The organism is Micromonospora sp. CA-248212, assembly GCF_050948405.1.
In the GTDB taxonomy this organism is placed as follows: Bacteria; Actinomycetota; Actinomycetes; order Mycobacteriales; family Micromonosporaceae; genus Micromonospora.
The window spans coordinates 4,341,361-4,354,902 of the sequence record NZ_CP192023.1 but is presented as its reverse complement, the minus strand read 5'-3'; the positions used below and the strand labels follow the sequence as shown (position 1 = coordinate 4,354,902).

Genomic DNA, 13,542 nt, shown 5'->3' with positions numbered 1-13,542 from the left:
ATCCGATGGATAAGGAGTCCATGATGGAAGGTGCTGCCGCGCACAACGGGATGTTCGACGTGGTGGTGATCGGCTCCGGGCTCGCCGGCTCGACCCTGGCGGCGTGCCTGGCCGCCAACGGCGCGCACACGCTGGTGATCGACGCCGGCACGCACCCCCGCTTCGCCGTCGGCGAGTCGACCATCCCGTACACGTCGATGGCGATGCGGCTGATCAGCGAGCGGTACGGCGTGCCGGAGATCAAGTACCTGAGCACCTTCGAGTCGGTGTACGCGCACATCAACACCACCGGCGGGGTGAAGAGGAACTTCGGCTTCGTCTACCAGCGCCCGGGCGAGCAGCAGCGGCCCGAAGAAGCGAACATGTTCCAGATCCCGAAGATCCTGAACACCGAGAACCACTTCTTCCGGCAGGACATCGACAACTTCATGCTCACGGTCGCGGCGAAGTACGGCGCCGTGATCCGGCAGCAGACGCGCATCGCGGGTGTGCAGGTCGACGAGGACGGCGTGACGCTCGACGTCGGCCCCGGCGCGCCCGTGCGGGCCCGCTACCTGGTGGACGCCAGCGGCTTCCGTTCGGCGCTGGCCGAGCAGTTCGACCTGCGGGAGGAGCCGACCCGGCTCGAACACCACTCCCGCTCGCTGTTCACGCACATGGTCGGTGTGCGGCCGTACGACGACTTCGCGCCGCGCGAGACGTACGGCAACCCGACCCGCTGGCACGAGGGAACGCTGCACCACATCTTCGAGGGCGGCTGGATGTGGGTGATCCCGTTCGACAACCACCCCCGGTCCACCAATGACCTGTGCAGCGTCGGCGTGCAGTTCGACCCGCGCCGGTACCCGGTGCCGGACTGCTCGCCGGAGGAGGAGTTCCGCCAGTTCCTCGACCGGTACCCGGGCATCGCGCAGCAGTTCACCAACGCCACCCCGGTGCGCGAGTGGGTGCGCACGGGCCGCCTGCAGTACTCGCCGAAGAAGACGGTGGGCTATCGCTGGTGCCTCATGTCGCACGCGGCGGGCTTCGTCGACGCGCTGTTCTCGCGTGGCCTGTCGAACACCATGGAGATCATCAACGCGCTGACCCAGCGGCTGCTGGACGCGCTCAAGGACGACGACTTCGCCGTCGAGCGGTTCGAGTACGTGCAGGAGCTCGAGCAGGGTCAGCTCGACTTCAACGACGATCTGGTCAACAACGCGTACATCGCGTTCCGGGACTGGGACCTGTGGGATGCCTGGTTCCGGGTGTGGGCGCTGACCCAGATCCTCTCCACCTTCGAGATCAACCGGGGCTACGCGCTCTACTCCAAGACCCGCGACCCCGCCGTGCTGCGGCGGATGGAACGGCCGTGGTGGCGGGTGGAGCTGCGCGAGTTCGACCGGTCCAAGGTCGACGACCCGGACCACGCCGAGGTGCTCGAGTTCCTGGCCGGCGTCAGCCGGATGATGCGCGCCGTCGACGCGGGGGAGGCGGAGCCGAAGGACGTCGCCAAGCAGATCCGCGACCAGCTGGCCAGCGCGCGCTTCGTGCCGCCGGCGTTCGGCCTGGCCGACCCGGCGATTCGGATCACCGGCGCGTCCGCGGCCAAGGTGCTCGGCACCCTGCGCTGGGCGAAGCGGGACGCGCCGCCGGCGATCGGTGAGCTCACCTACGAGGGTCTGACCCTCTTCATGCGCAAGCGCTTCGCCCGGGGCGAGTTCGAGCCGGTCGAGGAGATCAAACAGAAACTCGCTGGCTGGCCGGTGCTCGGCTCCCGGCTGCGCGTCCCCGAGCCGAAGTAACCCGAGGAATTGGAGTGCACGGTGAGTGAATTGATCGAGGCCGAGAAGGCCACATATGACGTCGCCATTCTCGGCGCGGGTTTCGCCGGCTCGATGCTCGGCGCGATCCTGGCCCGCAACGGCGCGAAGGTGCTGCTGGTCGATGCCAAGGCGCACCCGAAGTTCGCCATCGGTGAGTCGACCATCCCCAACATGCTGGTGTCGCTGCGCACCATGTCCGAGCGGTACAAGGTGCCGGAGTTGATGACCCTGGCGACGCTGACCGCCTGCCAGAAGATCATCTCGCCCTGGCACGGCAAGAAGGACCACTTCGCCTTCCTCAACCACCAGGAGGGCAAGCCGCAGGACCCGAAGCAGGTCACGATGTTCAACTTCCCGAGCCTGCTGCACGAGACGCCGCATATGTACCGGCAGGACACCGACGCGTACCTGTTCCACGCGGCGATCAAGTACGGCTGCACGGCGCGGGTGAACTTCACGATCGCCGACGTCGACTTCGACGACTCCGGCGTCACGGTCAGTTCGACCCGGGGCGAGCAGTTCCGCAGCCGGTACGTGGTGGACGCCAGCGGCTACCGCTCGCCGCTGGCCGAGAAGTTCGGGCTGCGCGAGGACCCCTGCCGGTACAAGCACCACTCGCGGGCCGTGTGGAACCACATGATCGACCTCAAGACCACCGACGAGGTGTTCCAGCGCACCGGCGCGGACAAGCCGCCGGTGCCGTTCTACGAGGGCACCGTCCACCACCTGTTCCCGCGCGGCTGGTCGTGGGTGATCGCGTTCAACAACCACAAGGACTCGAAGAACCCGCTGTGCAGCGTGGGCCTCACGATGGACCCGCGGATGTACCCGAAGACTCCCGGCATGTCGCCGGAGGAGGACTTCTGGAAGCACATGCAGCGGTTCCCGGGCATGGCGGCGCAGTTCGAGGGCGCCCGGCCGATGCGGGAGTGGGTGGGCACGGACCGGGTGCAGTACTCGTCCAAGACCACCGTCGGCGACCGCTGGGTGCTGCTGGCCCACGCCGCGGCGTTCATCGACCCGCTGTTCTCCCGTGGTCTGTCCAACACCTGCGAGGCGGTCAACGTGCTGGCCTGGCGGATCCTGCGGGCGGTGGGTGACGACGACTTCTCGGCCGACCGGTTCGAGGGGGTGAACACCCGCCAGCAGGCGCTGTTCGACGGCAACGACAAGCTGGTCAACGCCGCGTACGCCTCGTTCGAGCACTACTCGCTGTGGACGGCCGTGTTCCGGATCTGGGCGTGGGGCTCGAACGCCGGCACGTTCCGGGCCCACGAGGCGTACCGCCGGTGGCGCTCCACCGGCGACGAGCGGCATCTGAACGAGCTGGAAGAGGTGAAGAACCCGGGTCTGCACTGGTCCGACCACGAGGGCTACGGCGAGCTGTTCGAGGACATGGTCAAGCAGTGCGGTGACTTCGAGGCCGGCAAGATCACCGGCGACGAGGCGGCGGATGCCCTCTACGACCACCTCAACCGGGCGCCCTTCGTGCCGGACCACTGGGGCTGGAAGGACCGCCACCTGCGGTTCATCAACCCGACCCCGCTCAAGATCGGCCGGACGATGCTCTGGGCGGCGACCAAGGCGCCGCCGGACGTGCGGCGGCTGATGCTCGGCTTCCTGCGCGAGGCCGGCAAGGAGCAGCTCATGGGCCGGAAGATCTTCTAGGAGACCGGATGACCACCATCGAACCCGACGCCCCGGTGTCGTACGACGTCGTGATCCTGGGCAGCCATCTGGCGACCGGCCTGCTCGCCACGGTACTGGCCAAGCAGGACCTGCGGGTCCTGCTCGTCGGCTCGCCCGACGACACGGTGCTGCCGTCCGGCGACAGCACCGTGCCGTACACGACCGCTGTGCTGCACCTGCTGGCCGAGCGGTTCGACGTGCCGGAGATCGCCTCCTTCGCGCACTTCGAGGACCTGCCGGACGCGGTGCGCCGGACCAGCGGGATCAAGAAGAGCCTCGCCTTCCTGCACCACACGGCGGGCCGCCGGCACGACCCGGCGCACGCCGTGCAGTTCCACGTGCCGGGCGAGCACAGCGAGTGGCACCTCTACCGGCCGGTCGTCGACGGGTACGCCCGGGAGCTGGCCGTGCGGTACGGCGCGTCGGTGCTGCCGGAACGGGCGTCCACCACCGAGGTCCGGCTGGCGCCGGAGGCCGCACACCTGACCTTCGGCTCCGGACAGACGGTGACCGCGCGGTTCGTGGTGGACGCCCGCGACCAGGAGTCGCCCCTGCGGGCGGCGACCGCCGAGGGTGATCCGAGACCGCTGTTGCTGCGGTCGAAGATGATGCACGCCCACCTGCGCGGCGTCCGGCCGTTCGAGGAGTGCAGCCGGCTCGCCGACTACCACCGGGCGACGACCTGGTCGCGGGGGACCGTGCACCACCTCTTCGACGGCGGCTGGATCCAGGTGGTGGACTTCCGCAACCACGACGACGCGGCCAGCGACCTGTGCAGCGTGACGGTGGGGCTGGACCACGACCGGTTCGACGACCTGCCGGCGGACCCGGACGCCGCGTTCCGGGCACTGGTCGCGCCCTTCCCGAGCCTGGCGGAGCAGTTCGCGTCCGCCACGGCAGAGGGCGGCTGGACCACCTCGCCCCACTGGCAGCGCCGGGCGGCGGTGACCCACGGGCCACGGTGGTTCGCCATGGAGCGGTCGGCCTGCCGTACCGACGAGTTCCTGTCCCGGGACGTGACGATGACGGCGGAGATGGTCCACGCGCTCGGGGCCGCGCTGCCGCGAGCGCTGCGCGACGAGCCGGCGACGGGTGTCGTGCTGGCCGAGGCGGCGGCCTTCCAGGACGCCCTGATCGAGTTCAACGACCAGATCCTGGCCGCTGCCCGCACGGCCGCCGGCAGCTTCGCGTTGTGGAACGCGTACAGCCGGGTCTGGCTGCTCTGGCAGATCCTGGGCCACCTGTCGTTGAAGCGGGCCACCAACGATGCCCTGGCCGCCGGGACGTGGGATCCGGTCGAGCGGTTCGCCGACGGCGGGCTGTGGTTCCGCACCCCGGACGGTCTGCGCCAGATGTTGGACTGGTTCTTCGAGGTGTTCGCCCGGGTCCGGGCCGGTGGGCTGCGGCAGTCCGAGGCGGCGGACATGATCTTCCGCGAGCTGCGCCGGGCGCGGTTCGTGCCGCCGCTGTACCGGTTCGGCGACCCGAACGCGCGGTACTACCACTTCACGATGCCCCGTCGGCTCCTCATGGTGGCCTGGGTCATGACGGTGGCGCCCGCGGACTTCAAGCGGCTGCTCACCAAGGACAACGTGACCGGCCGGCGGGATGACGCGCCGTCGCCGACCCGGGGGCGGGCGTCGGTCGACGACGGGCGGGCGGCGGCCCACGACGTCGAACGCGCGGACGGCTCGGCCGCCGACGCGCCCGGCGTCACTCAGCCAGGTCGGCGGTGAGGTAGTGCTGGATCGTGCGACCCATCATCCGGGCCAGATCGTCGCGGTCGTGCCGGGACAGCTCGGTGCCGTCGATCAGGTAGCGGCACAGGGCCAGGCCGATCACCTGGGACGCGGCGAGCGCCGCCCGCAGCTCGTGTCGGTCGGGGCTGACGCCCTCGGCCAACGTGCCGAAGAACGCCCGTACGAACTCGTCGCGCATCAGCTCGGCGATCTCCTCACTGGTCAGCGAGGCGGACAGCCGGGCCCGGTAGGAGATCGTCGTACGAGGGCTGTCCCAGTGGGTGAGCAGGGCCGTCGCGGTGGCCCGACCCAGCCGGCGACGGCTGCCGGCCAGCAGCTGTTCGGCCAGCTCAACGGGGTTGCCGTCGACCTGCACCGCGTGCCGCAGGAGCTGCTCCTTGGAGCCGTAGTAGTGCCGCACGAGCCGCGGGTCGACACCTACGCGCCGGGCGACGCTGCGGATGCTCACCCCGGTCAGGCCGCACTCGGAGATCTCCCGCCGGGTGACGTCGAGGATCGCCTGCCGGATGCCGCTGCCACCGTCGAATCCCTGCTGCGTCGTCAAGGCAACCTCTTACGAGTTCCCGTACGCCCGAGCGCACGGCCCGATCAAATGCCTGAGTCTAGACCTTTGAGGATATGTCAGTCCGGTCCGGGTTGCTCCTGCAAGCCGGTCATTCCGTCGCGCCGGTTCACCGCGCGGCCGAGGGGGCACCGTGGACTTCGCCTGGACGCCTGAACAGCGGGACGCTTACGACGAGGTGCGCGCGAGCGCCGAGCGGGCTTTCCCGCCCACCGCCGACGCCAGCCGGCTGCACGACCGCGAGGCCTGGCGGCGTCTCGGTCGGTTGGGGCTGCTCGGCCTCTGCATTCCCGCCGAGTACGGCGGCGGCGGGCTGGGCGCCCTGGACACCGCGTTGCGTGTCGAGGCGTTCGGTCGGGGGTGCGCGGACACCGGTCTGGTGTTCGCGGCCAGCGCGCACCAGTTCGCGTGCGCGGTGCCGATCGCCGGGTTCGGCACACCGGAGGTGAAGAAGGGCCTCCTACCGCGGATCTGCTCGGGCGAGGTGGTGGCCGGCAACGCGATGACCGAGGCGGGCGCGGGCTCCGACGTCTCGCGGCTCGCCGTCACCGCGACGGAGACGGCGGACGGCTACCTGCTCAACGGCGAGAAGACGTTCGTGACCAACGGACCGGTGGCCGACGTGCTGGTGACCTACGCGACCACCGATCCGGCGGCCGCCCATCTCGGTGTCACCGCGTTCGTGCTGGACCGGGACACCCCCGGCCTGACGGTCAGCGAGCCGTTCGACAAGATGGGCCTCGTGTCGGCGCCGGCCGGCCGGGTGTCCTTTCAGGACTGCCTCGTGCCGGCGCAGCGGGTGCTCGGCGAGCCGGGCCAGGGCGCCGCGATCTTCCAGCACTCGATGCGCTGGGAGCGGGCCTGCCTGTTCGCCGGATACGTCGGCCTGCTGGACCGCCTGGTGGAGCGCTGCGTCGAGCACGTGACCTCGCGCCGCCAGTTCGGCCGGCGCATCAGCGACTTCCAGGCGGTCGCGAACCGGATCGTCGAGATGAAGCTGCGGACGGAGTCGGCGCGGCTGCTGCTCTATCGCTGCTGCTGGGAGATGGACAACGGCGGCGGCTCGGAACTCAACGTGGCGTTGTCGAAGCTGGCCGTCTCGGAGGCGGCGGTCGCCGGGGCGCTCGACGCGGTGCGCCTGTTCGGTGGACTCGGATACCTGCGCGACACCGGGATCGAGACCATGCTGCGCGACGCCGTCCCCAGCACGATCTTCTCCGGCACGTCGGACGTCCAGCGTCTGCTCATCGCCCGCGAACTGGGCCTGTGAGGGCCGCGGCTTGACCAGGGAGGTGTCGACCGTGCGGGACGTGGACCAGTCCGACACGCCGGGTGGCGCGGGAATCCACGGCTACGTGGCCGAGTGGGCCCGGCGTACACCGGACGCGCCGGCGGTGATCGCGGACGACGGCCAGCTCACGTACGCGGAGCTGACGACGGCCGCGCGGCGCCTGGCGGCGGGGCTGGCGCGTGCGGGGGTGTCCCCGGGCGACCGGGTGGTGCTGTGGTCCGACAAACGGGCCGACGCGGTGGCCGTCATGCAGGCGGCGCTGTCGTTGGGGGCGCCGTACGTTCCGGTGTCCGCGGCGAACCCGCCCGCCCGGGTGTGGCGCATCGCGGCCGACTGCGCGGCGACCGTCGTCGTGGCGGACGGTCCGGCCGCCGACCGGGTCGCCCGCGAAGGCGGTGTTCCGGACGGGCCACCGCTGGTGTCGCTGGACGAGTTGCAGCGGTTGGGGGCCGAGAGTGACCTGCCGCCGGTGCACCGACCGGCCCCGGACGAGCCCGCGTACATCCTCTACACCTCCGGGTCGACGGGCGCCCCGAAGGGCGTCAGCCTGAGCCACCGCAACGCGGCGGCGTTCGTCGAGTGGGCCGGTGACCTGCTCGCCGTGTCGCCACGGGACCGGCTGGCCAACCACGCCCCGTTCAACTTCGACCTGTCGGTCTTCGACCTCTACGCGGCGTTCCGCGCGGGCGCGTCGGTGCACCTGGTCCCGGCCGAGCTGGCCTACGCGCCGGTGCAGTTGGCGCGGTTCGTGCGCGACGAGGGCATCACCATCTGGTACTCCGTGCCGTCCGCGCTGACCCTGATGATCCGGGACGGCGGGTTGCTGGACGGCCCGCCGCCGCCGGCCCTGCGGGCCTGCGTCTTCGCCGGCGAGGTGATGCCGATCCGGTACGTGCACGAACTCCGTGCCGCCTGGCCGGGCGTGCGGCTGCTCAACTGGTACGGGCCCACCGAGACCAACGTCTGCGCGTCGTACGAGGTGACCGACGCCGACGAGGGGCGCGACCGCCCGTTGCCGATCGGCCGACCGGCCAGCGGCGCGGTGTTGACCCTGGTCCCGCCGAGCCTTGACGGCGCAGGTGCCGCTGGTGGCGGCGACTGCCCGGAGGGCGAGATCGTGGCGGACGGGCCCACGGTGATGCTCGGCTACTGGGGGTGGGAGCCGCAGCGTGGACCGTACCGAACGGGTGATCTCGGGCGGATGTCGTCCGACGGCACGCTGGAATACCTGGGCCGCCGCGACGACATGGCCAAGGTGCGCGGCAACCGGGTGGAGCCCGGCGAGATCGAGGCCGTCCTCGCCGCGCATCCGGACGTCGCGGCGGCCGCGGTGGTCGTCGCCGGCGCCGGGCTCGCCGCGCGGCTGCACGCGGTCGTGGTGCCGGCGGGCGACCGCCGGCCCGGCCTGCTGGAGATCAAGCGCTGGTGCGCCGGACAGCTGCCGACCTACATGATCGTCGACTCCGTCCAGGCGGCCACGAGCCTACCGCTCACCCCGAACGGAAAGACCGATCGAGCCGCGCTGCTGGCGGCGATCGAAGGAGGTGGACCATTACTGGCACCGAACTAGTCAACGTGGAACCGAGTGCGTTCCTGGCGATCATGGGCTCGCTGGCCAGCGGCGTCAGCGTGGTGACCGCGATCGACGCGTCCGGTCGGCCGCACGGCCTGACCTCGTCGTCGGTCTGCAGCGTCTCCAAGGACCCGCCACTGCTGCTGTTCTGCGTGCGGCAGGTGAGTTCGACCCTGGACGCCATCCGGGAGACCGGCGGATTCGCCGTCAACTTCCTCGACGCCGACGGCCACGAGGTCTCCGAACTGTTCGCCAGCTACAGCAGCGACAAGTTCGCCAATGTGGCCTGGCGTCCCGGCGACGTGGCCGGCATGCCACGGCTGGAACCGACCGTCGCCTTCACCGAGTGCGCGCTGCATGACGTGATCACCGCTGGTGATCACGCCATCGTGCTCGGCCGTCTCGTCGGTGGGGCGACGGCGCCGGACCGATTCCCGCTGGGGTATTGGCGCGGGACATATGTCCGGGTCTCTCGCCCCCATTACCGACGAGAGGAGCGCAACGGGCAGCGTCCCAGCGATCCTTCCCAGTCAATCCATCTCGAGTAGGGAAACAGAGTGGACAAGAACCAACCAGCGACCCACAGCGCCGCATGGACATGGGTCGCGGCCCTGGTCGCGGTGTTCATGGTCGCAATCGACACCCTCGTCGTCACGACGACGCTACCGGTCATCCGTACCGAGCTCGGCGCGAGCCTTGAAGATCTTGAATGGATCGTCAACGCGTACACGCTCACCTTCGCCGTCTTTCTGTTGACCGGCGCGGCGCTCGGTGACCGCTTCGGCCGGCGCAAGGTCTTCACCATCGCGCTGCTGGTCTTCACCATTGCGTCCGGGCTGGCGGGCCTCGCCGACAACATCGAGTTCCTGATTGCCGCACGCGCGGTGCAGGGCCTGGGCGCGGCGGTCGTTCTCCCGCTGACCCTCACGCTGTTGGCCAGTGTGGTGCCGGCACGTCAGCGCGGCCACGCGTTCGGGTTGTGGGGCGCGATGGTGGGTCTCGGTATCGCCCTCGGGCCGGTCATCGGCGGCGCGGTGACCGAAGCCTGGTCCTGGCAGTGGATCTTCTGGGTCAACGTGCCCATCGGTCTGCTGCTGCTGCCGGTGATGACGCGGGTTCGCGAGAGCCGTGGCGGCTACGGTCGCCTGGACCCGGTGGGCGTCGTCCTGGTCACCGCCGGCATGCTCGGCATCGTGTCCAGCCTCGTGCGGGGCAACAGCGCCGGCTGGGACAGCCCCTCCATCCTGGCGGGGTTCATCGTCGGCGGTCTCCTCGTGCTCGTGTTCATCTTCTGGCAGTCGCGGGCACGCACGCCGATGGTGCCGCTGTCGTTGTTCCGCAGCCGCGGCTTCAGTCTCACCATGGTGGCGACCATCATCATGCCGTTCGGCGTCTTCGGCGCCGTCTTCCTCGGCACCCAGTACCTGCAGAGCGTCCTCGGCTACTCGCCACTGGAGGCTGGCGTTCGCACGCTGCCGTGGACGGCCATGCCGATGATCGCGGCACCGATCTCGGGCATCCTGACCGACAAGATCGGCGGTAAGCCGCTGGTGATCCTGGGCCTGACGATGCAGGCCATCGGCGTGGGCTGGATCGGCTCGGTCGTCGGCGACCTGACGTACTCGAAGCTGGTCGTGCCGTTCGTCATCACCGGGCTCGGCCTGGGCATCTTCCTCGCGCCGATCGGCCGCCTGGCCTTCGGGTTCGCGCCCGCCGAGCTGGAGGGCGTGGCGTCCGGTGTGTCCAACGCGATCCGCCAGACCGGCACCGTGATGGGCGTGTCGGTGGGTGGCGCGATCCTCGGCGCGAACGGCGGCTACGAGTCCGTGACCACGTTCGTCAACGGCCTGGAGGAGGCCCACCTGGTGGCCGCCTGTGCGCTTGCCGCGGGCGCGGTCATCGCGCTGTTCATTCCGCACCTGCGCACCCAGGGTCACGGCCACGCGGTCGAGGAGGACGAGGAGGAGGTCCTCGCGGCGGGCGCCCCGACCTGAGCGGTCCACGGGAATCGAGGCCCCGGCCCTGCGGTCGGGGCCTCGATCGCGCCAGGGGGGCTTGGCGCGATCGAATCCATCGATGGTGAGGTGGCTGACCACCGGTAGCTCGTGTCGCAATGTCGGCAGGCGCGATGGTGGGAGCTGGTTGCGTCGCGGAGGCGGCGGGCGCCGGCTCGACGTGCCCGGTCCGGGACGTCACGGCGCGGACCGCAGGGTCGTGGCGGGCTACATCGGCATTGGCGCACGTCAACCGGGTTGGCCGGTGGCGGGCGATTGCCGTGCTCGCATTCGTGTGCGACATCTCTGCCCGGCGCCTGATGCCCGATGAGACCTATTCGGGCCGTAACGGTCTGCAACCCGACCGGTGCCGCGTGATCGCCCACCCATTTAGGGGGGGACAGCGCGGCCGTCGGCAGGATAACATCCATCGATGAACTGGCGGTACGCTAATGGGGGATGGGGCCACCAGGGATATGAAGTCATCAGCACTGGCGGTTACGGATGTCCAGGTACTCTTCTACGAGCCAGAAGGGCTTTTATTGACAGCGGGACTATTGCCGGCGGACGTAGGCGGGCACGAGTTCCGCGTAATGTTTCAATTAAGTTACCTGGGCACTGGTGAGATTACGGCGCACGTCGGCTTCCAACAGTGCGACGGCACCGACAAGACGGCTCCCGAGTTCGTCACGGTGGAATTGCTGGGAGCGGCACGACACCGTATGCCCATTATCTGGACGGCCTCGGCATCGGTGCGCGCGGAGCAGGTGAACTGCCGGCTCGTCATCTGGGGGGAACCCGCCGGCGAGGACCTGTTGCGGGGGGAGTTGATCGCCGAGGTCTCCGGGCGGCTGCCGGTGTTGACGGCCAGTTGCCAGGCATCGGTGACGCAGGCGGAACTGCCCACCCGGCAGCGGGTCGCCTAGCGGGCTGGCTGCCCTCCGTCGTGGGCGGAGGGCAGCCAGCCCTCGGGGGTAGGCGACATGGCAGTCCCTTCGCGGGTCAGCGGCTCGTCAGATCGGCCGCACGGCTGGTGAGGCGGGCTATCGGATCACGCCTGCGGTGAGCTGGCCCCCTGCTGCCACGGCCGTAGGCGGGGAATCCACGCCGGGACCGCGGCGCGGTACGTGTCGTACGCGGCGCCGTATCGTCGGCGCAGACCGGGTTCCTCGTAGAACCGCACGAACGCGGCCTGGATGAGGGCGATGGCCAACCCGTACCACAGGAGCGAGGCCTGGCCGAAGATCAGTGCCTGGCCGAGGATGGCCGTCACCACCGCGACGTACATCGGGTTGCGGACGTACCGGTAGGGGCCGCCGATCACCAGGTGTTCGGTCGGCGCCACCGGGGCCGGAGTGCCCAGCCCCTCCACGACGAAGCGCACGAACGACTGTAGGAGAAACGCCACCGCGGCGACCAGCATCAGCGCGCCGAGGACTCGAACCGGCTGGTAGTAGGCGAACGGTGTTTCCACCTCCCAGTCGGAAATCCACCATGGACCGAAGCCGGCGACCACACCCGGCGCGGCGCAAAAGAAGACAAGACTTCCGACGACGGCCCGTGTTCGTAGCACTGCGCCATGCTACGGCGCGTGCGGGGCACCATGTCAAGGCATCGTTACGTACTGTTGTCGTTGCCTGTCCGCAGAACCTCCGTATTTCCGCACGTAGGAAGGCGATACTATGGCGTTTGCCCCCATACGATGAATAGGGCATGCGATGAACTGGGAAAGGTGAACTTGTGGGCGCGGAGGTGTCCCCGAACGGTGCTCCACGACGGCGGACGGGGCGACGTGTCGGGCCGACGGTGAGCCATCAGCTCATCCTCGAGATCGCTCGTGGCCAGTTCGCGGAGCGGGGCTACGAGGGCACCACGGTCCGCACCATCGCCCAGGAGGCGGGCGTCGACAGCGCGCTGGTGCACCACTTCTTCCTCACCAAGGAAGGCCTGTTCGAGGCGGCGGTGCGTGGTGCCCTGCAGCCGCCGGATCTGGTGGAGCGGGCGATGAAGGGCCCTCGTGGCCAGGTCGGCCGACGTGCTGTCGAGCTGTTCTTCAGTCACTGGGACGAGCCCGACACGGCGGCGCGACTCGGCGGCATCCTCCGGTCGATGACGGCCAACGACATGGCGGCGGACGCCGTCCGTAACTTCCTCGGCGACCAGGTGATCCTCCCGCTGGCCCGGGCCCTGGGTCACTCCCAGCCGGAGCTGCGCGCCGCCATGGTCGGCTCGCACCTGATCGGTCTCGCCACCACCCGGTACGTCTTCCGCGTCCCGGCGATCGCCGAGCTCACCGCCGCCGCTCTGGCCGCGGGCACGGGCAAGGCCATCCAGACCTACCTCACGGGCGTCCTGGCCTGATCGGTCCGCCCTCGGTGGGCGGGCTTCACCGTCGTCGCGCCAGTGGCCGACGTCGATCCCTGCGCGGCATCCCCCTTGACGAACCCGCGTGGGCTTCTAGAATTCATCGAACAGGGATGTCATCAGAGGGGGAAGCGCCGGTGGGTTTCCCGGCCTCCCGGGTGACGCCCCACGGGGGAGACCACGTCCGGCGACCTGGGAGGGGTTTGTGCCGACAGACCAACGCGACGAGATACTCGGCCAACTGATGGTGTACGTGCGCCACGAGCTGATTGGCGACCAGGACGAGGCGGTCACCGGGGTTGACCTGCGCCCCGACTCGCCACTGCTGGAGTGGGGCGTTCTGAACTCACTGAACACAGCTCGGCTCATCGCGTTCGTCCGGGCGGAGCTCGACGTCGACGTGCCGCCTTCGCACATCACGGGACGGCACTTCCGGAGTCTCGACACCATCACCGATCTGATCCTGTCGTTGCCCCGCGCCTGACAGGCCTGCCGAGGAGGCGC

General features: G+C 69.7%; 12 protein-coding genes. 10 read left to right on the top strand and 2 right to left on the bottom strand.

Annotated features, from left to right (window positions below; translation table 11 throughout):
- The first annotated feature begins 20 nt into the window (after positions 1-20).
- The 3 genes from ACQP03_RS20685 to ACQP03_RS20675 are packed head-to-tail and all read left to right on the top strand — an operon-like array spanning position 21 to position 5,230.
- Positions 21-1,784, top strand: a complete 1,764-nt coding sequence (locus ACQP03_RS20685; RefSeq protein WP_433458030.1) for an NAD(P)/FAD-dependent oxidoreductase — start codon at positions 21-23, stop codon at positions 1,782-1,784.
- 21 nt (positions 1,785-1,805) lie between these two features.
- A complete protein-coding gene (locus ACQP03_RS20680; RefSeq protein WP_355047928.1) occupies positions 1,806-3,473 on the top strand; it encodes an NAD(P)/FAD-dependent oxidoreductase in 1,668 nt (555 codons plus the stop codon).
- Positions 3,474-3,481: 8 nt separating this feature from the next.
- The gene (locus tag ACQP03_RS20675) at positions 3,482-5,230 is read left to right on the top strand and encodes a hypothetical protein (RefSeq protein WP_433458028.1); all 1,749 of its coding nucleotides are present in this window, start codon (positions 3,482-3,484) and stop codon (positions 5,228-5,230) included.
- On the opposite strand, the gene ACQP03_RS20670 is transcribed toward ACQP03_RS20675, so the two are convergent.
- Positions 5,208-5,798 carry a TetR family transcriptional regulator gene (locus ACQP03_RS20670; protein ID WP_357125231.1) on the bottom strand — a complete coding sequence of 197 codons (591 nt, stop codon included), beginning with the start codon at positions 5,796-5,798 and terminating at the stop codon, positions 5,208-5,210. The genes ACQP03_RS20675 and ACQP03_RS20670 overlap by 23 nt on opposite strands.
- 151 nt (positions 5,799-5,949) lie before the next feature.
- Here ACQP03_RS20670 and ACQP03_RS20665 point away from each other — a divergent pair, with 151 nt between their 5' ends.
- The 5 genes from ACQP03_RS20665 (at position 5,950) to ACQP03_RS20645 (ending at position 11,600) form a co-directional block, all read left to right on the top strand.
- The gene (locus tag ACQP03_RS20665; protein ID WP_357125234.1) at positions 5,950-7,086 is read left to right on the top strand and encodes an acyl-CoA dehydrogenase family protein; all 1,137 of its coding nucleotides are present in this window, start codon (positions 5,950-5,952) and stop codon (positions 7,084-7,086) included.
- A gap of 31 nt (positions 7,087-7,117) precedes the next feature.
- Entirely contained in the window at positions 7,118-8,677 is a 1,560-nt protein-coding gene (locus ACQP03_RS20660) for an amino acid adenylation domain-containing protein (RefSeq protein ID WP_433458025.1), read from the top strand.
- 5 nt (positions 8,678-8,682) lie between these two features.
- A complete protein-coding gene (locus tag ACQP03_RS20655; protein ID WP_357125241.1) occupies positions 8,683-9,228 on the top strand; it encodes a flavin reductase family protein in 546 nt (181 codons plus the stop codon).
- A gap of 9 nt (positions 9,229-9,237) precedes the next feature.
- Positions 9,238-10,674 (top strand): MFS transporter, encoded by a 1,437-nt coding sequence (locus ACQP03_RS20650; RefSeq protein WP_357125244.1) that lies wholly within the window; start codon positions 9,238-9,240, stop codon positions 10,672-10,674.
- 722 nt (positions 10,675-11,396) lie between these two features.
- Positions 11,397-11,600, top strand: a complete 204-nt coding sequence (locus tag ACQP03_RS20645) for a hypothetical protein (RefSeq protein WP_357125247.1) — start codon at positions 11,397-11,399, stop codon at positions 11,598-11,600.
- Positions 11,601-11,725: 125 nt separating this feature from the next.
- Here ACQP03_RS20645 and ACQP03_RS20640 read toward each other — a convergent pair whose 3' ends face one another.
- The gene (locus ACQP03_RS20640) at positions 11,726-12,148 is read right to left on the bottom strand and encodes a methyltransferase family protein (protein WP_357125250.1); all 423 of its coding nucleotides are present in this window, start codon (positions 12,146-12,148) and stop codon (positions 11,726-11,728) included.
- A 332-nt stretch (positions 12,149-12,480) separates the two neighbouring features.
- On the opposite strand from ACQP03_RS20640, the gene ACQP03_RS20635 reads away from it, so the two are divergent.
- Together ACQP03_RS20635 and ACQP03_RS20630 are read left to right on the top strand one after the other, a co-directional pair.
- A complete protein-coding gene (locus tag ACQP03_RS20635; RefSeq protein WP_357125254.1) occupies positions 12,481-13,035 on the top strand; it encodes a TetR family transcriptional regulator in 555 nt (184 codons plus the stop codon).
- A 208-nt stretch (positions 13,036-13,243) separates the two neighbouring features.
- Positions 13,244-13,522 carry a phosphopantetheine-binding protein gene (locus tag ACQP03_RS20630; RefSeq protein WP_355047938.1) on the top strand — a complete coding sequence of 93 codons (279 nt, stop codon included), beginning with the start codon at positions 13,244-13,246 and terminating at the stop codon, positions 13,520-13,522.
- Positions 13,523-13,542: the final 20 nt, after the last annotated feature.

What these genes read in the sequence shown, in the direction of transcription:
- ACQP03_RS20685 (WP_433458030.1), top strand. Translation starts at nt 21, where the DNA reads ATGATGGAAGGTGCTGCCGCGCACAACGGGATGTTCGACGTGGTGGTG.
- ACQP03_RS20675 (WP_433458028.1), top strand. Translation starts at nt 3,482, where the DNA reads ATGACCACCATCGAACCCGACGCCCCGGTGTCGTACGACGTCGTGATC.
- ACQP03_RS20645 (WP_357125247.1), top strand. Translation starts at nt 11,397, where the DNA reads ATGCCCATTATCTGGACGGCCTCGGCATCGGTGCGCGCGGAGCAGGTG.